The 20,982-nt window shown below is 71.8% G+C and carries 18 protein-coding genes and 1 pseudogene; 5 read left to right on the plus strand and 14 right to left on the minus strand.

What is annotated here, in order from left to right; genetic code table 11:
- Positions 1 to 616: pseudogene (locus Afe05nite_RS16220) on the minus strand (hypothetical protein); the annotation flags it as partial.
- A 134-nt stretch (positions 617 to 750) separates the two neighbouring features.
- A complete protein-coding gene (locus tag Afe05nite_RS16225; RefSeq protein ID WP_203817944.1) occupies positions 751 to 1,992 on the minus strand; it encodes an FAD-binding protein in 1,242 nt (413 codons plus the stop codon).
- Between the two features lie 76 nt (positions 1,993 to 2,068).
- Here Afe05nite_RS16225 and Afe05nite_RS16230 point away from each other — a divergent pair, with 76 nt between their 5' ends.
- From Afe05nite_RS16230 to Afe05nite_RS16240, 3 genes are all read left to right on the plus strand, one after another.
- Entirely contained in the window at positions 2,069 to 3,808 is a 1,740-nt protein-coding gene (locus Afe05nite_RS16230) for a hypothetical protein (RefSeq protein WP_203817945.1), read from the plus strand.
- A 219-nt stretch (positions 3,809 to 4,027) separates the two neighbouring features.
- The gene (locus Afe05nite_RS16235; protein ID WP_203817946.1) at positions 4,028 to 5,584 is read left to right on the plus strand and encodes a serine/threonine-protein kinase; all 1,557 of its coding nucleotides are present in this window, start codon (positions 4,028 to 4,030) and stop codon (positions 5,582 to 5,584) included.
- Positions 5,563 to 5,796: a hypothetical protein gene (locus tag Afe05nite_RS16240; RefSeq protein ID WP_203817947.1), complete on the plus strand. Its 234-nt coding sequence runs from the start codon at positions 5,563 to 5,565 to the stop codon at positions 5,794 to 5,796. Before Afe05nite_RS16235 ends, Afe05nite_RS16240 begins: the two co-directional genes overlap by 22 nt.
- 49 nt (positions 5,797 to 5,845) lie before the next feature.
- Here Afe05nite_RS16240 and Afe05nite_RS16245 read toward each other — a convergent pair whose 3' ends face one another.
- Genes Afe05nite_RS16245 through Afe05nite_RS16255 form a run of 3 tightly spaced genes read right to left on the minus strand, consistent with a single transcriptional unit; the run spans position 5,846 to position 8,719 of the window.
- The gene (locus Afe05nite_RS16245; RefSeq protein WP_203817948.1) at positions 5,846 to 6,451 is read right to left on the minus strand and encodes a GNAT family N-acetyltransferase; all 606 of its coding nucleotides are present in this window, start codon (positions 6,449 to 6,451) and stop codon (positions 5,846 to 5,848) included.
- A 56-nt stretch (positions 6,452 to 6,507) separates the two neighbouring features.
- Positions 6,508 to 8,019: an APC family permease gene (locus tag Afe05nite_RS16250; protein WP_239117870.1), complete on the minus strand. Its 1,512-nt coding sequence runs from the start codon at positions 8,017 to 8,019 to the stop codon at positions 6,508 to 6,510.
- Between the two features lie 49 nt (positions 8,020 to 8,068).
- The gene (locus Afe05nite_RS16255) at positions 8,069 to 8,719 is read right to left on the minus strand and encodes a GOLPH3/VPS74 family protein (protein WP_203817949.1); all 651 of its coding nucleotides are present in this window, start codon (positions 8,717 to 8,719) and stop codon (positions 8,069 to 8,071) included.
- A gap of 458 nt (positions 8,720 to 9,177) precedes the next feature.
- Here Afe05nite_RS16255 and Afe05nite_RS16260 point away from each other — a divergent pair, with 458 nt between their 5' ends.
- Positions 9,178 to 9,939 carry a dioxygenase family protein gene (locus Afe05nite_RS16260; protein WP_203818142.1) on the plus strand — a complete coding sequence of 254 codons (762 nt, stop codon included), beginning with the start codon at positions 9,178 to 9,180 and terminating at the stop codon, positions 9,937 to 9,939.
- A gap of 84 nt (positions 9,940 to 10,023) precedes the next feature.
- The gene (locus Afe05nite_RS16265; RefSeq protein ID WP_203817950.1) at positions 10,024 to 11,046 is read left to right on the plus strand and encodes a TerC/Alx family metal homeostasis membrane protein; all 1,023 of its coding nucleotides are present in this window, start codon (positions 10,024 to 10,026) and stop codon (positions 11,044 to 11,046) included.
- Here Afe05nite_RS16265 and Afe05nite_RS16270 read toward each other — a convergent pair.
- The 9 genes from Afe05nite_RS16270 to Afe05nite_RS16310 form a co-directional block, all read right to left on the minus strand.
- On the minus strand, positions 11,034 to 11,291 hold the full coding sequence (locus Afe05nite_RS16270; protein ID WP_203817951.1) for a hypothetical protein: 258 nt from the start codon (positions 11,289 to 11,291) through the stop codon (positions 11,034 to 11,036). The genes Afe05nite_RS16265 and Afe05nite_RS16270 overlap by 13 nt on opposite strands.
- A 165-nt stretch (positions 11,292 to 11,456) precedes the next feature.
- A complete protein-coding gene (locus Afe05nite_RS44560) occupies positions 11,457 to 14,231 on the minus strand; it encodes an AAA family ATPase (protein ID WP_203817952.1) in 2,775 nt (924 codons plus the stop codon).
- 203 nt (positions 14,232 to 14,434) lie between these two features.
- Positions 14,435 to 14,644, minus strand: a complete 210-nt coding sequence (locus tag Afe05nite_RS16280; protein WP_203817953.1) for a hypothetical protein — start codon at positions 14,642 to 14,644, stop codon at positions 14,435 to 14,437.
- A 146-nt stretch (positions 14,645 to 14,790) separates the two neighbouring features.
- Positions 14,791 to 15,408: a hypothetical protein gene (locus Afe05nite_RS16285; RefSeq protein WP_203817954.1), complete on the minus strand. Its 618-nt coding sequence runs from the start codon at positions 15,406 to 15,408 to the stop codon at positions 14,791 to 14,793.
- Positions 15,409 to 15,416: 8 nt separating this feature from the next.
- On the minus strand, positions 15,417 to 16,628 hold the full coding sequence (locus Afe05nite_RS16290) for an ABC transporter permease (RefSeq protein ID WP_203817955.1): 1,212 nt from the start codon (positions 16,626 to 16,628) through the stop codon (positions 15,417 to 15,419).
- Complete coding sequence (locus Afe05nite_RS16295) at positions 16,625 to 17,362, minus strand: ABC transporter ATP-binding protein (RefSeq protein WP_203817956.1); 738 nt, start codon at positions 17,360 to 17,362, stop codon at positions 16,625 to 16,627. Before Afe05nite_RS16295 ends, Afe05nite_RS16290 begins: the two co-directional genes overlap by 4 nt.
- Positions 17,359 to 18,612, minus strand: coding sequence for an efflux RND transporter periplasmic adaptor subunit (locus tag Afe05nite_RS16300; RefSeq protein ID WP_203817957.1), 1,254 nt, complete (start codon positions 18,610 to 18,612; stop codon positions 17,359 to 17,361). The genes Afe05nite_RS16295 and Afe05nite_RS16300 overlap by 4 nt, the downstream gene beginning before the upstream one ends.
- 81 nt (positions 18,613 to 18,693) lie before the next feature.
- Complete coding sequence (locus Afe05nite_RS16305) at positions 18,694 to 20,214, minus strand: sensor histidine kinase (protein WP_203817958.1); 1,521 nt, start codon at positions 20,212 to 20,214, stop codon at positions 18,694 to 18,696.
- The gene (locus Afe05nite_RS16310) at positions 20,211 to 20,972 is read right to left on the minus strand and encodes a response regulator transcription factor (protein WP_239117871.1); all 762 of its coding nucleotides are present in this window, start codon (positions 20,970 to 20,972) and stop codon (positions 20,211 to 20,213) included. Before Afe05nite_RS16310 ends, Afe05nite_RS16305 begins: the two co-directional genes overlap by 4 nt.
- Positions 20,973 to 20,982 lie beyond the last annotated feature (10 nt).

A 20,982-nucleotide genomic window follows, 5' to 3' on the forward strand; every position in this document is an offset into this window, starting at 1 on the left:
CCTCGGTGATCTGGGTGTTGAGCAGCGCCAGGTTGCGCTGCACCTCGGCGGCGGCCGACTGCGGGACGGCCACGTTGACGTTCACCTGCGGGCAGCTGATGTTGCCGACCGCGTTCGCCGCGCCGTTGCCGTTGTTGCCGGCGGCGGCTCCCCCGCCGTTGCCGGCGACCTGGGTCGGCTGCGCGGCGGAGGCGCCCCCGCCCTGGTTCAGGGTGCAGGTCTTGAGGCCCTCGGCGTTGAGGTCCGGCTTGGCCGCGTTGCGGCCGATCGCGGTCTCGATCCGGTTGATGGTGGCGAACCGCTTGTCGGCCAGCGGGCCGAGGATCGCGTTCTGGATGAAGTTGGCGCCGCCCTGGCCGACCGAGGACTTCAGCCGCGCGTTGGCCTCGTTGATCTGGGTGTTGAGCAGCTGGAGGTTGCTGGCCACCTCGTTCTGCGCCTGGGCCGGCACGGCCACGTTGACGCGCAGGGCGGGACAGTTGACCGTCGGGACGGCCGCGTCGGCGGAGGCGACGCCTAGACCGACACCGACGATGGCAACCGCGACGCCGGCCACGGCGCCGATCTGCCAGCGGCGCGCGTTACTCTGGGGCTTCTTCGACCGGGAGCTGTACATTGGTTCCTGCGCCTTCTCGTATGCCTGACCAACTCGCTACGGCTGGCAATACGGGAGCGCTCCCAGGATCGGATCAACGCTTAAGGATTTTTTTATCCGCGCTGATCAATCGGTCCGCGAACCCCGGTCCGGACTCACCGGCCCAGGATCATGTCGAGCCAGGGGTTCCGGAAGGTGCCGGCCGGGTCGTAACGGCTCACCAGCTCCTTGAAGTCGCCGAACTTCTCGTACTCCGCGGCCAGTGTCGCCGGCGCCGTCGTGAACACCTTGCCCCAGTGCGGGCGCGGGTGCAGATGCGCCAGCCGCTCCTCCACCTGCGCGACCACCGGCAGCACCGCGTCGGTGTCGGCGATCCAGGTGAAGTGCAGCGCCACCGACTCCCGGTGGTAGTTGGGGCTCAGCCACAGCTCGTCGGCCGCGATCCCGCGGATCTCGCAGACCTGCAGCACCGGCGTGATCCGCTCGCGCACCGACGCGACCGCGTCGATCGCGGCCAGGGCGTCGGCGGCGGGGACGTGCCACTCCGACTGGAGCTCCTCGCCCGCGCTCGGGGTGAACTCCATCCGGAAATGCGGCAGCCGGGTGTGCCACGCGCCGGGCTCGCCGGACTGGTCGGTGCTGTTGGCCGGCGGCATGCCGGGCACGGGGTGGCGCGGACCGTCGGCACGGCGGGCGCCGTACCAGTCCCCGGTAAGCTCCGACGCCCGCTTGAGCCAGGCCATGTTGGCGTCGAGGCCGGTCCAGTCGGTGAACAGGCTCACGCTGTAGCCGTCGGCGAGCATCTTCGGCAGGGAACTCTCGATCGAGGCGCGCGGCACGTCGTCGTACACGTACTGCCGCAGTTCGAAGGCCGGCACGACGTCGAGGGTCAGGGCGGTGACGATGCCCGGGGCGCCCAGCCCGACGACCGCGCCGAGCAGGTCGGCGTCGGCCCGGGTGAGCACGACCCGGCGGCCGGTGCCGTCGATCAGCTCCAGGCCGGAGACCGAGGCGGCCAGGTTGGCGTTGCGGATGCCGGAGCCGTGCGTGGCGGTCTGGACCGCCCCGGCGACCGAGATGTGCGGCAGCGAGGCCATGTTCGGCACGGCCAGGCCCGCCTCGTCGAGGGCGACGGCCAGCTCGCCGTACTTGATGCCGCCGTCGATACGCACCGACCGGCGGTCGGCCGCGACCTCCACCGTGCGGGGCAGGCCGCCCAGGCTGATCAGGCCGCCCTCGGTGTCGGCCATCCGGTTGAACGAGTGGCCACTGCCCAGCACCCGCAGGGGTCCGCCGGCGGCAACCAGCTCCTGGATCTGATCGACGCTGGTGGGGCGATGCAACTCCTTCGCTCCGAAGACGATGTTGCCGGCCCAGTTGGTCACGTGCTCGCTCATGTACTCCACCCTACGGTCCTCGGTTCAACTTCTAAAAGATCTTGATCGCCGGGTACGGCGGCCGATTCTCCCCGCTGTGAAGTCCCGATTCCCCGCAGCCGCCGCAGTGGTCCTCGCCGCCGCCTCGTTCGGCCTGTCCGCCGCCCCTGTTCCGGCCCTCGCCGCCACGAGGACCGTCTCGGCCGCCGCGCCCGGCGATCTCGAGACTCACCCGTTGACCATCTCGGCGATCGACGTCAGCCCGGCCTCGCCCGCCGTCGGCGCGATCCTGATCACGCCGACCATCGACGCGTTCGCCGACATCAAGGTCGTCAAGATGACCGTAACCGGCCCCAACGGCCGGGCGGCCAACTTCTCGTCGTCCGTCGCGCCGTACGCGATGACGTGGAACAGTGCCGGTCAGACCGGCAGTGCCAAGATCGTGGTGACCGCCACCGACACGCTCGGCAACACCACCGTCGCCAGCACCACGGTGCTCGTCGACAACACCCCGCCGTCGGCGACCGTCACCCTGCCGTCGCTGGTCGCCGCGACCACGCCGGTGACCCTCGACAACCCGTCCGCCGACACCGCCAAGATGGACGTCTACCTCAAGAACGACCTGATCGGCTCGACCACGTCGGCGCCCTGGACGGTGCCGTGGGACACCACCGGGTACACCGGCACGGTCACCCTCAAGATCGTCGTGACCGACACCGCCGGCAACACCGCCGCCAGCACCAAGACCCTCGGCATCGACAACACCGGCCCGAAGCTGACCTGGGCCGGACCGATCGGCTCGGCCAAGACCGCCATGCGCGGCACGATCCAGGTCAAGGCGGGCGCCGCCGACCCGGCCGGCGTCGTCTCGGTCGAGGTCGTCGGCCCGGACGGCACCGTGCTCGGCGAGGACGCCGTGTCGCCGTACGTGATCCCGGTCGACACCAGTGACTTCAACGGCAGCACCGTGTTCACCCTGCGGTCCACCGACAAGCTGGGCAACACCAGCACCCTCGACCAGACGCTGGTGTTCGACAACACCGCGCCGGTCATCGCCGACGTGGCGATCAGCCCGGCCCCGCCGGCCCGCGGCGTCGTCACGATCGCCCCCGACATCAGCGACAACACCGGCATCAGGGGCGTCAGCATCACGCTCGCGCTGCCCAGCGGCCGCAAGGTCAACCTGGCCGCCAACGTCGCGCCGTACGCCGTGTCGTGGGTCAGCAACGGCACCACCGGCGACGTGACCGCGACCGTCACCGCCACCGACTTCGCCGGCAACGCCAGCACGTCGACCGAGACGTTCCGGGTCGACAACCTGGCGCCGTCCGCGCTCTGGACGCTGCCGAACTACGTCAACGGCGTCGTCCCGATCGCGCTCAGCGACCCGGCCGACGACACCGCCCTGATGGAGCTGCAGATCAAGGGCAAGACGGTCACGCAGATCACCTCGGCGCCGTGGTCGATCGACTGGGACACCACCGGCCTGAGCGGACCGGTGCCGATCGCCATCCGGGTGACCGACACCGCCGGCAACGTCTCGCAGGTCCTCAAGACGATCGTCGCGGACTACACCGGCCCGATCGTGGCGGTCGTCTCGACGAACAAGCTGATCGGCCCGGCCCAGATCCGGCTGAGCGTCACCGACCTGGCCGGCACCGCCTCGGTGGAGCTGCTCGACGCCACCGGCGCGAGCCTCGCCACCGCGACGAACGGCCCCTATACCCTCAACGTCGACACGACGAGCATGAAGAAGGGCCCGGTCACCTGGACCCTGAAGGCGACCGACAAGCTCGGCAACGTCCGCAGCGTCCAGAAGTCGTTCTTCATCTCCTAGGCGGCGCGGGTCACCCCCGTCAGATCCGGAGCGGGCCGAGTCCTCGGCCCGCTCCGTCGTCGTGCGCCGCGAACCGCGAGACGAAACGAGTCAGCCGGAGCCGCGGATACGGGCGCCGTCATCGACTCACGGTGCATGGGAGAACGGGCGCCGCAAGTTGCTCCAACCGGGATCGATACGGACGATCGTCACACCCCGACCTCGGAAGGACGGCGATACGTGCAGTCATCCCTCTCGGCGGGTGGCGATGCCGCCGCCACCGCTGACCTGAGCGGCCGCTGCGTCGGCAGCTCGTACGTCCTCGTCTGCCCGGTCGGCCATGGCGCCACCGGCACCGTCTGGCGCGGCATCGATCGGGCCACCGGCGAGTACGTGGCGGTGAAACTGCTCCACGAAGGCCTGCTGCGGCAGCCGAAACTGGTCATCCGGTTCGTGCAGGAGCGCACCATCCTGATGATGATGCGCCACGAGAACATCGTCGGCGTCCGCGACCTGTTCTCGGTCGGCGGCTCGCTCGCCCTGGTGATGGACTATGTCAGCGGCGGAAGCCTGCGTGCCCGGTTGCAGAGTGCCGGAACGCTGCCGCCGGCGGAGGCGGCGGGCGTGCTCGCCCAGGTCGCGGCGGCCCTGACCCAGGCGCACGAGATGGGCGTGGTGCACCGCGACGTCAAACCGGACAACATCCTCCTCGAGGTCGCCGAGGACGGCCGGCACGCGGTGCGGCTCACCGACTTCGGCATCGCCCGGGTGCTCGACGCGGCCGGCCTGACCACCCCGCACGCGATCGTCGGCACCCCGCACTACATGGCGCCCGAGGCGATCCAGGGCGAGGCCGAACCGGCGTCCGACGTCTACTCGGTGGGCGTCGCGCTGTTCGAGCTGGTGACCGGCCGCCCGCCGTACTCCGGCGAGCCGCTCGCCGTGCTCCGCCGGCACCTGGAGGAGTCGCCGGTGGCCCCGCCCGGCATGCCGGGCGAGGTGTGGTCGCTCGTCGAGTGGTGCATGGACAAGGAACCGGCGCAGCGCCCCACCGCCGGCGAACTGGGCGTCGCGTTGCGCGAGCTGGCCCGGCAGATGTCGGGCGTGCCGGCGCTGACGTCGGTCACCGCGGGCGGTGAGTCGAGGCGCGAGATGACCGCCCCGGTCGGCCCGCCCCATCCGTCGGTGCGGCCGCCGGCCCGCCGCCGCCCGCGGCACAACGGCCCCCGGTCGTGGATGTACCAGCGGCACGGCCTGCTGGCGACACTCGTGGCGGCCGTGGTGGTGCTCGCCGGCCTGGGCGGCTTCAACACCTGGAGGCTGCTCGACGACCGGGACGCCTCGGCGACCACCGGGCTGCCGCTGCTCGCCCCGGGCACGCCCGCCGTCACCGCGAGCGGGTCCGCCGATCCGGCCGGCCCGCGGCCGGCGAGATCGATCCCCGGGCGGTGGCCGGCACCCCACCGGCGCCGACCGGCGGCGGCGCGGCCGGCTCCGGCGCGGCGGGCGGGGACGGCGCCGGCGCCACGGACGGCGCCACGGCGCCGACGGGTGAGCCGGCCGACCCAGTGGGCGGCGGCGCGGTGGGGGGCGGCGCGGTGGGCGGCGGGGCGGTCGGGGGCGGCACGGTCGGGGGCGGCACGCAGGTCGAGTTCGGACCGTGGCGGTGCGGCGACGAGTACGGCTGGAGCCTGGGCCATCCGGTGCTGGCCCGGCCGTGCCACTCGACGGGCTCGGCGGTACGGGTGCTGGGCCAGGCCGAGGCGCCCCCCGGCGTGCAGCTCGACGTGTCGCTGACGGTGCGGGACGCGCGCAGCGACGAGGTGGTGGCCGGCCCGTACACCTGCAAGGGTTTGATGTTCACCGATTTCGCCCTGAAGCACAGCTGCGGACCGGCCGACCTGGAACCGCCGCGCGGCGGGCCCTACGTGGTGGCGGAGACCTGGCGTTACACCGCCCGGCCGCTGCTGCCCGCCGGCAGTGCCCGGGGGCCGGAGTTCAGCTGGTGAAGGCGCGGCCGGACAGCGGCCGCGCCTTCGATGCCCATCCGGACCGGGATCAGCCCTTGCGCCACATCCGGAAGAAGTTGGTGCCGTCCGGAAGCGGCATCTCGAACGGGTCCATGTCGACGTAACCGCTGCGACGGTAGAGACGCACGTTGTTCTCGTTGGTCGCCTCGAGGTACTGCGGAACGCCGGCCGCGTCGAGCTCGTCGTGCGTGTGCTTCATCAGCTTGCCGCCCAGACCGTGGTCCTGGTGGTCGGGGTGGACCGCGAGGAACGCGAGGTGCCAGTGCGGGTCGTGCGGGTGGTGCGCGGCGAAGAGCTCGTCGAGCGCCTGGAACCGGTCGAGGTACGGACCCGCGAGGGCGGCGAGCCGCTCCTCGTAGTTCTCCGGGTCGGGAGCCTCGCGCGTGTAGTCGAACCAGACGGCGGTGGCGGCGATGCCGTTGCCCGACGGGTCGTCGATCACGTCGACCCGGCCGTAGGCGTTCGCGTGCTCGGTGAGCAGGCCGAAGTAGTCGGTGTGTACCTTCAGGCGATCCTCTTCCGGCGGCACCAGATATGCACAGGCGCCGAGGTGGAAGAAGGACTGGCTGATGAGGTGTCCGATGTCGGCGAGTTCGTCCTCGCGCGCGGGCCGGATCTCGGGGTAGTCGGTCACGCTGGGTTTCTCCTTCGACCCGGCCGCCGGAGCGCCGGGGTTGGCTCAGTGCTGGGTCAGACGTTGTTGTCGCCGGCGAGCGCTGCCGCGAACCCGCCGCCGCCGCTGCCCGCGGTCGCGCTGCGGGCACCGAGGCCGATGCCGGAGTAGACGTCGGGCCGGCTGCTGCGCAGCACGAGTGCCCAGAGGACACCGGCGAGGGTGATCACGCCGTAGGCCAGCGGCACGACCCAGGTGGGCGTGCTGCCCGGCTCGACACCGAACAGGGTGGCGATGTTGGACAGCGCCAGGTAGCTCATGACCAGCAGCAGGATGGTGCCGATGACCGGGGCGCCGATGCGGTGCCAGAAGTCCTCGCCCTCCGGACGGCGGGCGAAGTAGCCGATGACCGCGATCGAGGCGACGGTGATCAGCAGCAGGACGCCGATGCCGCCGGCCGAACCGCCCCAGAAGAACATCTGGACCAGCGGGTCCCAGCCCATGATCGCGTAGAGCACGATCATGAAGAGGCCGAGGGCCGACTGGGCGAGCGAGCCGTTCTTGGGCGCGCCGGTGCCCGGCACGGTCTTGCCGAACGCGCGCGGGAGCACGCCCTCGCGGCCGAGCGAGAAGGTGTAGCGCGAGATGATGTTGTGGAACGAGATCATCGCGGCGATCAGCGAGGTCAGGAACAGCGCGTGGCCGAGGTGCACGGCCGTGGAGCCGAGCTGGTCGGCGGCGACGTTGAAGAACAGGTCGGGGCCCTCCTTGCCGGCCCGCTCGACCACGTTGTCCCCGGCGGTCGAGATCATCGCCCAGGCGGCGAAACCGTAGAGCAGGGCGATCAGGGCGATCGAGATGTAGGTGGCCCGCGAGACCGTACGGCGCGGGTCGCGCGACTCCTCGGAGAAGACCACCGACTGCTCGAAGCCGACGAAGCCGGTGATCGCCATGGCCAGCAGCGCACCCGAGCCGGCACCGACGAGGCTGCCCGGGTCGACCGGGGCGGACGAGGCGTGGAAGTTCGGCGAGAACAGATCGGAGAAGCTGAACACCACGACCAGGATGATCTCGGCGACCAGCAGGGTGGCCAGCACCTTGCCGTTGACCGCGACGTCGCGCACCCCGAGCACGGCGGTGATCGCCCAGCAGACCAGGGCGAGGATCCACCACTGGATGTCGACGCCGAACCAGTCGGCGAACAGCGGCTGCGCGATCGCGCCGAAACCGCCGTACGCGGCGATCTGGAAGCAGTTGTAGGCGAGCAGAGCCAGCCAGGACGCACCGACGCCGACCGGGCGGCCGATGCCCTGCGAGATGTATGCGTAGAAAGCGCCGGCGTTGGCGATGTGGCGCGACATGGCGACGTAGCCGACGGCGAAGAGCGCGAGAACGACTGCCATCGCGACGAAGGCGATGGAGATGCCGGTCAGACCGGTGACCGCGAGGCCGGTGGGCACGACGCCCGCGACCACGGTCAGCGGCGCGGCCGCGGACATGACGAAGAAGACCACCGCAGCGACGCCGAGGCGGTCACGGGCCAGTGCGTTGGACAGCTGGCTCTGCGGTGGGGAGGTGGTGGCGGACACGCGTGTCTCCAGGAGGGGGTGAGGGGGTGTGGTGTGGTGGAGGGGGAGTTCAGGCGCGCCGGGCCATGACGGCGTCGCCCACCGCGGCCTCGCAGTGCGCGACGAGGTCCTGCAGCATGGCCGGGAGCCGGCGCCGGAACTGGTCGAACAACGCCGAGCGGCCGCGGGCGTCGAGGGTGAGGAAGACGTGCTGGTCGAGACCGGTGGCCATGATCAGGCCGCCGAGGACCAGGTCGGGGACGTCGAGCAGCTCACCGCGCCCGATGAAGGTGCGGATGCGGGTGGCGGGCCAGCCGGCGACCATCGAGTCGGCCGGGACGAACGACACCTTGGATCCGAGCAGGCCGCGCTTCTCCTGGCGAAGCAGCAGGCCGGCCCGGGAGAGCCGGCGCTCCACCAGGTCGGTGGCGATGCCGGTGGCGAGGAACGAGATCCAGTCCCGCACCGCGCGGTGATGCCCTTCGCGCAACAGCTGGTCCAGCACCGCGGTGGTGGCCGGATCGCCGGTCGGTCGATCATCGATCAACGCGAGTTTCCCGTCGACCAGATCCAGCCGCCGCCAGAAAACGAGCTCGCCGATCAGCGCCGCTGCGAGCCCGAGACCAAGTGTGGCCGGCGTCAGCAGGGACTTTCCCTTGACCGTGTCGTGCGCGGTCAGGAACAGATCATCGGCGAGGGGTAGCTGCGGCGACGACGCCACTGCGGGCCCTCCTTAGTGGTGCGTTACTCCAGGACACAACTACCGACGGTAATTTCCATCGGCGGTTGCTATTGGTTACGTTGAGCGCCCCCCTGCGCAACATCGCGTAGCATGCCAGCGTGACGTGCAAGATGCAACGTCCTATGCGGAGCAAGTTGGAGTCCGGAGTGGCCGGATCGGAAACGCATTCCGGTAAACGCTTCTGACCTGCATCTCGTAACATTTATTTCGATGATTGTAAAGCGGATTTAACGCACGGACGGGTTACCCGCTGTCGATCAAGTCGATCGACGTTGATGCCCGAACTGGGCAGCAATCGACTGATAACGGACAGTATTGATGATCGCCGAAGTCTACACAGAGTAATGTCGACTGACGGTTATTTGACGGCGCAAGTAAACCGGCGTAGGCTTGCCCTAATTAGTTGAAGCTTCAACGGAGGTGTCCTCGTGAGCCGCATGCCCGCCCTGTTCCTGAGCCACGGCGCCCCACCCCTGGTCGACGACGAACGCTGGGTCGCCCAGCTCCGGCAGCTGACCGCCGGACTGCCGCGTCCGAAGGCGATCCTGATGGCCTCCGCGCACTGGGAGTCGGCGCCACTGATGCTCGGTGCCACCGAGACCGTGCCCCTCGTCTACGACTTCGGCGGTTTCGAGCGCCGTTTCTACGAGACCCGATATGCCGCACCCGGCGCGCCGGAACTGGCCGAGCGGGTCGAGAAGCTGATGCCGGACAGTGAGCACGTGACCCGCACGAACCGCGGGCTCGATCACGGCGCGTACGTCCCGCTGACCGTGATGTACCCCGACGCCGACATCCCGGTCCTGCAGATGTCGCTGCCGACCCTCGAACCCGACCGGCTCCTCGAGCTCGGCCGCCGGCTGGCCCCGCTGCGTGACGAGGGGGTGCTGATCGTCGGGTCCGGGTTCACCACGCACGGCCTGCCGTTCCTGCGCGACTGGCGGCCCGAGGCGGCCGCCCCCGGCTGGTCCCGCGAGTTCGACGCCTGGGCCGCCGAGACCCTGGCCCGCGGCGCCGTCGACGAACTGGCCGATTTCCGGGAGCGCGCCCCCGGCATGCCGTGGGCGCACCCGACGATCGAACACTTCGCCCCGATGTTCCTCACCCTGGGCGCTTCCGACGATCCGGAGCGGGCTCCGCAGCAGCCGATCGACGGTTTCTGGATGGGCCTCGCGAAGCGCTCTTTCCAGGTGGGTTAGGCGATCTATCAGGTACTTCCCAGGGGAACCGGGGACAATTCCAGGGAATCACCCCGCTTGATCAAGCCCGGAGGTTCCTAACTGATGCTTGAGGTCACCGCGCTCGGCTGGACGCTGACCATCGGAGTCATCGTCGCCCTGCTCGCCCTCGACCTGACTCTCGGCGTCCTGCGGCCCCATGCCGTCGGCTTCCGGGAGGCGGCCCTGTGGTCCGCGTTCTACATCGCGGTAGCGGTCGCCTTCGGTGTCGTCTTCGGCATGGTGGCGAACTGGGACTTCGGAGCCCAGTACTTCGCCGGGTACATCGTCGAGAAGAGCCTCTCGGTCGACAACCTGTTCGTCTTCGTGATCATCATGTCGACCTTCGCGGTCCCGGAGAAATACCAGCAGGAGGTCCTGACCTTCGGGATCATCATCGCGCTGGTGCTGCGGGTCGTCTTCATCGCCGTCGGCGCCACCCTGCTCAATCACTTCTCGTTCACGTTCCTGCTGTTCGGCCTGCTTCTGATCTACACCGCGATCCAGCTGTTCCGGCATCGTGACGAGGATCCGAGCATCGACGACAACCCGGTGGTCCGGGCCGGCCGCCGGTTCCTGCCGCTGACCGACAAGTACTCCGACGGCAAGATGACGGTCCGCATCGACGGCAAGCGGGTGTTCACCCCACTGTTCCTGGTGCTGATCGCCATCGGCGGCTCCGACATCCTGTTCGCGCTCGACTCGATCCCGGCCGTCTTCGGCGTGACCGACGAGGCCTACATCGTCTTCGTCGCCAACGCCTTCGCCCTGCTCGGCCTGCGCGCGCTGTTCTTCCTCGTCAAGGGCCTGCTCGACCGCCTGGTCTATCTGTCGACCGGCCTGTCGCTGATCCTCGCGTTCATCGGCGTCAAGCTGGTCCTGCACTGGCTCCACAAGGACGTCAGCGCGTCGGTGCCCGAGGTCAGCATCGGCCTCTCGCTCGGCGTCATCCTGGTCGTCCTGGTCGTCACCACGGTGGCGAGCCTGCTCAAGTCACGCAAAGACCCGGACGCGAAAGCCCACGCGGGCAGCGTCCGGGTCGGTTCGGTCAGCTCGTCACCCGACGAGCGGGACAATCAGCCGAGGTAACCGCCCAGGCCGGCGGTCTGCCGGCGGACGGACTGCTGACGTTCCACGTCCTGGCGGTAGAGGATGGCCCGGATCTCCCGGGTCTCCTCGCTGCTGTGGCGGCTCAGGAGCTGGTCGAGCTCGGCCCGCTCCGCGACGGTGCGGAACGCTGCCAGCTCATCGGCGAGCCGGCGGTGGGAGACGCGCATGGTCCGGCGGTTGGCCAGGGAAACACGAGCGTCGCGGAGTCTCCTGGAGAGCTGCATGGTGGCGGGTCTCCTTCTACGGATCGTAGTTTTTTCTCTTGCTCCTGTCACGATCCTCTCCGATCGCAACAACCCCAAATCCACCTGGTAAAACTCTGGCTCCAAAAGTGACGGCGACCACCGATTTCCTGTCGCCCGGATCACCCTGCGTAGACAATGTCCTGGTCAGACCGAGGTGGTGATCTCAGGCACTTCCATCGACTGCAGACGTGACAGCAGCTGGGTGCGCGAGCGCACCCCGAGCTTGCGGTAGACCCGGGTCAGAGTGGCCTCGACGGTCTTCACGCTCAGGTAGAGCTGGGTGGCGATCTCCCGGTTGCTGGCGCCGTCCCGGACCAGGCCGGCGATGCGCAGCTCGGTGGAGGTCAGACCGAGCTCGAGCGGCGGGGTGCCGGGCGCGGAGTTGCCCTCGGTCCGGGCCAGGGCCCGCTCGGTCTGCTCGGCCCACGGCTTCGCGTCGCTGGCCAGGAAGATCGCCAGGGCGGCGCTGATCGCCATCCGGGCGGCCGCGTACCGACGGCGGCGGCGCTCGGCCCCGCCCTGCACGAGCAGCGAGTGGGCCTGCTCGATCGGCTGGTGCAACTGCTCGAAGTGCTGGGCGGCGGCGGCCGAGAGCACCACTGCCGAGTCGGCCTGACCGCTTTCCGAGAGCACCACGGCGGTGGCCCGGTCGAGGTAGCCGAGGGTGGCCGGGGTGTTGCCGAGCCGCTGCGCGGCCGCCCGCGCCTCGGCGAGGGTCGCCGCCGCCTCGGCGTGCTCACCCAGCGCGGCCAGCCCACCGGCCAGATCACCGTGCCACCGCACTATCATCGGGTCGGCACCGCCGGACTCGGCCTCCAGGTCGCGCAGCCGGCGCAGCGCCGCCACCCCGGCCCGGGTGTCCCCGGCCCGCAGCTCGGCCTGGCCCAGGGCGTGCAGGTTACGGCGCAGGAAGAGGCTGTCGCCCTCCTGCTCGGAGGCGCGCACCCCGCGGCGGGCGAACCCGGCCGCGGCGGCGAGGCTCCCGCCGGCCAGCTCGGCGACCGCGGCCGTGTACCAGGTCGGGCCGGGGCTCAGACCGGCGTGCTGGGCGGCCTCGACCGCCCGATGGGCGTACTGCAGGGCGTCGCGGCAGCGCCCGGCCCGGGTGGCGACCTCGGACAGGCTGCGCAACACCTCGACGCGGGCCTCACCGATCCGGTCGTGCTCGGCCACCACCAGCAGCTTGAGCAGCCCCTCGCGGGCCTCCTCGAGCCGGTCGTCCATCATCGCGAAGCGGGCCGCCATGTAACGCGGGCCGTAGTGCAGCCAGTCCGGTGCGGGGGTGGCCGGCAACTCGAGGGCCTGCCGCAGCGTCTCGGCCCAGCGGGGCTCGCCGCGCAGCCGCTGCACCTGGGCGATGAGGCTGAGCGCCATCGCCTCGGTGGTCGGGTCGCCGGCCCGCCGGGCGGCGTCGACGCTGCGGCCGGCCTCGGCGGTGGCCCGGTCGGGGTCGCCGGTGACGAACGCGGCCCAGGTGAGCCGCAACCGGATCGGGGCGATCAGGGCCGGGTCGTCACCGGCCTCGGCGAGTGCGGCGGCGAACATCTCCCCCATCTCGGCGATGCCCTGCCCGGCCAGGTCGAGCAGCACGAGCCGGGCCCGGACCCGGTGCCCGGCCGGCGCGTCGGCCGCGATGACCGCCTCGGCGGCCCGCCCGGCGAGCGCCGACGCACCGCCGGTGAGCGCGGTGCGGGCGGCCACGACCAGCCAGTCCAGCCGATGCGCGGCCAGGGTGTGCGGGCAGCGGTCGGCGGCCAGCAGATAGAGCTCGGCGGCGGTGCGGCCGGCGCCCCGCTCGGCGCAGCGGCCGGCCGCGGCGGCCAACGAGCGGGCCACGGCGGCGTCCGGGCGGGCGGTGCGCAACGCCTCGTGCCGCAACGCCTCCAGCGGCTCGACCGCACCCGCGGCCAGGGCGGTGTGCGCGGCCGACCGGTCGGCCGCGCCGGACTCCTCGGCGAGGATCTGGGCGAGCAGCGGCGGGGTGAACCGGATCGCCTCGCCGGCCAGCTCGACGATGCCCGCGGCGGTGGCCAGCCGCAGGTCGCGGGAGGCGTCGTCGCGGCCGGCCCGCCGCAGCACGGTGGTGGTCGGCTCGGTGGCGAGCGCCGCCACCAGCAGCGTCGTGGTCACCTCGGCGGGCAGCGCGTGCAGCCGGTCGCGAAGCAGCTCCCGAGCGGCCTCCGGCACGCCGGCCGGCCGCCACGCCGGACCGGGGGCGACCGCGCCGCCGAGCGCGAGGGCGAGGAACGGATTGCCGGCGCTGGCCTCGTGCATCCGGCTGGCGATGCGGCACGGCAGGCCCCGCGCCTCGAGCAGGGCGGTCAGGTCGTCGGCGGCGAGGGGCGGCACGGCCAGTTCCAGCACCGGCGCGGGACACAGCCGGGCGGCGCGGCGCTTGCCGGCCGGGTCGGGCCGGCGCTGGGCGGCGAGCACCCGCACCTTGGGGCCGGGGCGGCGGCGCATGGCGAACCCGATCATCTCGGCACTCTCGGCGTCGAGCCATTGGGCGTCGTCCACGACGAGCAGCACCGAGCGGCGACGGGCGCAGTGGGCGAGCAGCAACGGCAGGACGAGGCGGCGGACCAGCGCCGCCGTCCCGCCCCGGGGCGGCAGCCCCTGTCGCAGGGCGTGCAGGGCGGCACGCTGCGCGGGGGGCAGGGCGGCGGCGGCCTCCTCCGGCAACTGCGACACGAGGTCGGCGATCGCGGCGTACGGCAGGGAACGCTCCGTGCGAACCGGCCGCAACCGCAGCACCAGTTCGCCCCGCGCGCTCGCGGTCGCGGCGACCGCGTCGAGGACGGCCGTCTTGCCGATCCCGGCCGGCCCGTGCAGCGCGACCCCGCCGCCGGTGGCGAGGCGGATGTCGACGGCGGCGAGAAGCTCGCCACGACCTCGGATGACGGTCGCGTCGGCCTGCACGCCTCACCCCCTAGGTCTCAGCTGGCTTCAGCGTAGGAACCCGGAGGACAACCATCAATGCCTTCGCACCTGACAACATATCGACCTTGTCACATAGGGAATGAATTCGTGGGCTTCGCCACGAGTCCCGGCACCCGTCGGCGGTCCGAGTGGAAGACGGATCCACTCGGCGGTCCCTTTCAACACGGAGTGACGCATGCCCATCAACCGATCAGGGAGTCGCCTGCCCGCCGGCCTCCAGCACGCCCCGAAACACCGCGCCGCCCCAGGTCGCCCGCCCGCGCGCCGACACCGGCGACGTCGCCGCGGCGGCGGGCGCCTACGTGCTGCCCTACCCGGGCCACAACCCCGACAAGAAAGCCGGGGCCGTCAACCACGCCTTCGACCGGCTCGAGGTTGGTGTCGGCGTCCATGACCAGCACCGTGCTCGGCTACCCGCAACGCATGGAGTACCACCGATTCCCGTCGGCGTCCGCGAATCGAAACTGCGCCTGACGGTCGACGGAGTGCCGGTTTCCCGGTGTAAGCAGCGCCGGCCCCGCCCGGTGACTGCGGGACGCTACTTGGCCGTGGCCACCACTGAGCCGGCCGTGACCGTACCGTCGGCGGCCGTCGTGCCCTGCACCGTGACGGACTGACCGGCCTTGACGTCGCTCACCTTGCCCTTGCTCGCGGTCGACACGCTGGTCTTGCCGTCGGTCCGGACCGTGACCACGTCACCGTCCGGCGTCTGCACGTAGATCGTCGTCCCGTTGACCAGCTTCACCGTTCCGGTGGTGGCGGCGGCCGCGGAACTCGCCCCGCCGTCAGCCCCACCCTGCTGGCCCTGCTGGCCGGTCCCGCCCGGCGCGGCGCCCGGGAAGCCGTAGCGGCCGGCGCCGGTCCCGCCGCCGTAGCGGCCCGCGCCCGTGCCGCCGCCCGGGAAGCCGCCCGTGCCACCGCGGCCGGCGGCGGTCGCGGAGCCGGTGCCCCACTGCTTCTGCGCCTGCAGGCCGCCGGCGAACCCGCCGACCAGCAGCACGGCCGCGGCGAGCACCACGGTCGCCTTGTTCCACCACTTCCGCGGCGCCGCCCGGGCGAGTTCCTGGGCGAGCCCGTCCTCGCGGGGGTCCTCGTCGTGGGCCCCGGCCGGGACGGTGTCGATGATTGCCGTGTCGTCGTTGTTCAGCGGGGTCACAGCGGTCCTCACTCGTAGCGCAGCGCGTCGATGGGGCGCAGCCGGGCGGCGCGGCCCGCGGGCAGGCCGCCGAAGAACAGTCCGATGGCGATGGACACGCCCAGGGCGAGCCCCACCGAGCTGGGCACGATCACCGGCCGGACACCGACGATCTCGAAGTTGCTGCCGATCAGCGCGGCCGCGACACCGAGGGCGCCGCCGATCACGCTCAGCAGGGTGGCCTCGATCAGGAACTGGGTGAGGATCACCCGCCTGGGTGCGCCGAGCGCCTTGCGGATGCCGATCTCCCGGGTCCGCTCGGTGACGGTCACCAGCATGATGTTGGTGATGCCGATGCCGCCGACGAGCAGGCTGATCGCGGCGACGGCGCCGAGCAGCGTGGTGAACGTGTCGGCGGTCTCGGTCTGCGTCTGCAGCAGCTGCGACGCGTTCTGGATCCGGTACGGCGTGGTGCTCGAGCGGTTGCTGGTCGCCGAGACGGCGGTCATCCGCTGGTCCAGGATCGTGGCCACCTCGGACTGCACCTGGTCGACCTTGTCCGGGTTCTTCGCCTCGACCAGGATCGAGCTGAGCGCGCCGTACCCGGAGAGCACCTGGCGTACGGCGTTGAGCGGCGCCACCGCGGTGTCGTTGGCGTCCTGGATGCCGGTGGAGCTCTTCTCGGCCAGCACCCCGATCACGGTGAACAGCGCGCCGCTGACGGTGACCTGCTTGTCGATCGGGTCGACGCCGGGGAACAGCTCCTCGGCCACGGTGCGGCCGATCACCACCACCCGGCGGCCCTGCGCCACGTCGTCGGCGCTGAACGCGGCGCCCGCACCGACCGGCGTGTTGGACGCCTTGAACCAGTCGGTGGTGGTGCCGACGAACGAGTTGACCTGATGGTCGGTGCCCTCGTAGGTGATCGTCGCCGACGAGCTGACCACCGGCGACACCGTCTTGACGTCGGGCGCCAGGGTCTGGTCCTGGAGCGCGTCGGCGATCTCGACGGTGAGCGACGTGTTCGAGGAGCCACCGCGGCCGGCGCTCAGCACCGTGATGGTGTTGGTGCCGAGCGCCTCGATCCGGTCGCTGACCGCCTTGGCCGAGCCGTTGCCGACCGCGACCAGCAGGATCACCGAGGCGACCCCGATCAGGATGCCGAGCATGGTCAGTGCGGAGCGCAGCTTGTTGGCCGACAGTCCGCGCAGCGCGAAGCGCACCACTTCCCAGAAGTTCATCCGGCGTGCCGTCCCGCGAAGGCACCCACCGGGCGCTGGTCGATCGGCGACTGCCGGAGGTCCTCGACGACCCGGCCGTCGACCAGCCGGATCAACCGTTTGGCGCGGGCGCCGACCTCGTCCTCGTGCGTGATGATCACGATGGTGCGGCCGGCCGCGCTGAGCTCGTCGAAGACGTCGAGCACGTCGGAGGTGGAGCGGCTGTCGAGGTTACCGGTGGGCTCGTCGGCGAGCAGCAGGGCCGGCTCGGTGACCAGGGCCCGGGCCACCGCGACGCGCTGCTGCTGACCACCGGAGAGCTGGTTGGGCTCGTGCCTGGCGCGGTCGGCGAGGCCGACCACCCCCAGGGCGGCGAGGGCCCGGCGGCGGCGTTCGCGCGGTTTCACTCCGGCGTACGCGAGGGGAAGCTCCACGTTCGCCAGGGCCGACGTACGCGGGATCAGGTTGAACGCCTGGAAGATGAACCCGATGAGCCGGTTCCGGGCCAGCGCCAACTGCCGGTCGGCGAGCTTGCTGACGTCCACCCCGTCCAGGTGGTAGGTGCCGTGGGTGGGCACGTCGAGCGCGCCGAGGATGTTCATCAGGGTCGACTTCCCGGAGCCGGACGAGCCCATGATGGCCACGTAGTCGCCGCGCTCCACCACGAGCGACACCCCGGCCAGCGCGTGCACGGTCGCCTCGCCCTCGCCGTAGATCTTGCGCAGGTCGCGGACCTCGATGACGGGCCGGTTCATCGGCCACCGGTCCCGCCGCCGCGGTTGCCGCCCCCGCCGAAGTTGCCGGCGCCGCCGCCGGGGAGGCCGCCGCCCGGGAAGCCGCCGGTGTTGCCGGTGGTCGAGGTGGTGGTCGTCTTGAGCACGACGGTCTCGCCGGCCTCGACCCCCGAGGTGATCTGGGTGGCCTCGTCGCCGGCCAGGCCGATCTCGACCGGGCGCATCTCCGAGGTGCCGTTGGTGAGCACCGTGACGCTGTGCCGGGTGCCGACCGTGGTGATCGCCGCCGGGTTGAGGTAGGTGGCGTTCTCGACCGAGCCGGTGGTGACCGAGACCGAGACGGTCTGGCCGACCCGGGCGCCGGCCGGCACCTTGTCCAGGGCGAGGGTCACGCCGTAGGTGACCACGCTGTTGCTGGTGGTCGCGGACGGGTCGATCGCGGTCACCTTCGCGGTCTCGGTGGTGCCGGACAGCGCGTTCCAGGTGACGGTGGCGACCTGCTTCTCCTTGAGCTTGGTCGCGTCGGCCTCGGCGAAGGCGGCACTGATCTGCATCCGGGTCAGATCGGCGATCTCCACGAAGCCCGACGACGAGCCGGAACCCGACGACGAGCCGCCGCTGCTTCCGCTCTGGCCGGCCCCGCTCTGGCCGGTACCGCCCTGGCCGGCCCCACTCTGGCCGGCCCCGCTCGCCCCGGAGCCGCCGGCGGACGACGACGATCCGGTGCCGGCCGAGGAGCTGCCGATCGTGCCGTTGACGGCGGTGACGGTGCCGGCCATCGGGGCGGTGAGCGTGGTGCCGGCGACCCCGGCCTCGGCGTCGGTGACCGCGAGCTTGGCCTGCTCGACCTCGTTCTCGGCGCTGGAGGTGTCCGACCCGGCGGCCTCGGCCCGCTCGAGCGCGTCGCCGGCGGCGTCCCGGTCGGCCTGCGCGGCGGCCAGGGTGCGCCGGGCGGCGGCCGGGTCGACCTTCGCGAGCACCTGGCCCTTCTTCACCACCGACCCGACCCGTACGTCGATCGTGGTGATCGTCCCGCCGGTCACGAAGCTGGCGCTGGCCGTGGCGGCGCTCTGAACGGTCCCGTTGGCGGACACGGTCTTGGTGACCGTGCCCCGCTGGACCCGGACCGAGCGGACCGAGGCGTCGGCGGCCGTCGTGGTGTCCGGTCCGGACAGGGTCTCGTACGCCCAGAAGGCGCCGGCGACGAGGGCGACGCCGAGAGCGGCGTTGACCGCCACCGTCGGGCGTCGCGGGTTGAAGCGCGCTGGCATGCCGGACACTGTGCTGGGGCGGCCTGGGAGGATCTTCGTCGGAACCTCGGAGCCAGCTCGGAATCTCCGGGCCCGTGATCGCTAGGGCTCGGCGGCGGCGGTGGGCAGCAGCACCCGGAAGGTGGCCCCACCGCCGCGCGGCGCATCGAGTTCCACCCAGCCGCCGTGACCGTGCACGATCGCCGCGACGATCGACAGCCCGAGCCCCGATCCGCCGCCCTTGCCCCGGGTGCGGCTGGAGTCGGCCCGGTACAGCCGCTCGAAGACCCGGGGTGCGTGCACCGGGGGCACGCCGGGCCCGTCGTCGGTCACCTCGAGGACGGCCAGCGGCAGACCGGGGCGCACGGTGGCGGGCCCGGACAGCACGGTGGCGACGGTCGGCGGCCGGGCCGGCAGCCGCCCGACCCGCACGGTGACCCGGGCCCGCGCCGGGGTGTGCTGCAGGGCGTTGGCGACCAGGTTGATGGCGACCTGCCGCAGGCCGTGCTCGTCGCCGAGCACGGTGGCCGGCTCGAACGTGTCGTCCTCGTCGGCCAGGCCGGCCAGCCGCACCGGCCGGCCGGGCACCCGGGCGTGCGCGTCGCGGATGGTGTCGGCGGCGATCTCGAGCAGGTCGACGGGGCGCCGCGCGGGCGGCCGCTGCCGGTCGAGCCGGGCCAGCATGAGCATGTCCTCGACCAGCACGCCCATTCGGGCGGCCTCGCTCTCGATCCGGCTCATCGTCTCGTCCAGCGCCGGGCCGGGCGGGGCGCCGCCGCGCCGGTAGAGCTCGGCGAAACCCCGGATCGAGGTGAGCGGGGTACGCAGCTCGTGCGACGCGTCCGCGACGAACTGCCGCAGCCGCTGTTCCCCGGCCGTACGGGCGTCCACCTCACCCTCGATGCGGGTGAGCATGGAGTTGAGGGCGAGGCCGAGCTTGCCCGGCTCGGTGTGCGGGTCGGTGTCGGCGACGCGCCCGGACAGGTTGCCCGCCGAGATGTCGGTGGCCAGCCGCTCCATCGCGGTCAGGGGGCGCAGGCCGAGCCGCACCACGAACCACGCCCCGCCCGCGAGCAGGGCCAGCACCAGCGCCGAGACCCCGGCGTCGATGAGCAGCAGCTGGTCGGTGGTCTGCTGGACCTCGGCGAGGGAGACGCCGATGACCGCGTAGCCGCCGCCGACCGGGTCGGGCATCGCGATCACCCGCCAGTCGTGGGTGGCGCCGCCGAGCGTGTAGGGCTGCGGGTGGGCGGCCTTCGCCTTGATCGCGGCGAAGCTCTGGACCGCCGAGCGCGTGGTGTCGCCGAGGTACGACCGTTCGCTGTTCAGCGTGCCGTCCGCGTTGTAGACGTACGTCAGCTGCTCCGGGCCGAGCCGCCGGAAGGTGCGTGGTGGGTAGCCGCCGGCCGGCCGCTCCCGGTCCTCGGCGAAGGTGAACGGCCGGGACATCCCCCGCAGCTGGTCGTCGATGCGGCCGAGCAGGTAGGTGCGGATCAGCACCAGGCCGGCGACGTTGGCGACGAGCAGGGCGACCGCGGCGAGCGCGGCGACCACCAGGACGAGGCGGGCGCGCAGGGTCCAGTGGCTCCACCGCCGCGGCCGCCGGCGGAGCCGGGAGATCACTCCTCGCCGCCGCGCGGCAGCCGCAGGGCGTAGCCGACCCCGCGGACGGTGTGGATCAGCGGCGGGTCGGTCTTGTCGATCTTGCGGCGGAGATAGTAGACGTACGACTCGACGATGCGTCCGTCGCCGCCGAAGTCGTACTTCCAGACCCGGTCGAGGATCTGTGCCTTGCTGACCACCCGGCCCGCGTTGATCATCAGGTAGCGCAGCAGGTTGAACTCGGTCGGCGACAGGTCGATCAGCCGGCCCGCCCGGCGCACCTCGTGCGCGTCCTCGTCGAGCTCCAGGTCGGCGTACCGCAGCACACCGGCGTCCGCCCCGTTCGCCGCGGCCGGCACCTCGGGCCGGCTGCGCCGCAGGATCGCCCGGATCCGCAGCACGACCTCCTCGAGGCTGAACGGCTTGGTGACGTAGTCGTCCGCACCGGCCGACAACCCGCTGACCCGGTCCTCGACCGCGTCCCGAGCCGTCAGGAACAGCACCGGCACCCGGCTGCCGGTGGCCCGCAGCCGCTTGGCGACGTCGAAGCCGTCGAGGTCGGGCAGCATCACGTCGAGCACGACCAGGTCGGGCTCGAACTCCGCGACGGCGACCAGGGCCCGGTGGCCGGAGTCGGCCACCCGCACCTCGAACTCGACGAGCCGGAGCGTGGCGCTGAGCAGGGCGGAGATGTTGGGCTCGTCGTCGACGACGAGGACCCGGGCGGCCCGCGCCGGGGACTCGCGCAGAGCGAGCGGGGCATGCGAATCAGATAGCACCCGGAATGAG

Origin of the sequence: Paractinoplanes ferrugineus (assembly GCF_016862195.1) — a bacterium.
In the GTDB taxonomy this organism is placed as follows: Bacteria; Actinomycetota; Actinomycetes; order Mycobacteriales; family Micromonosporaceae; genus Actinoplanes; species Actinoplanes ferrugineus.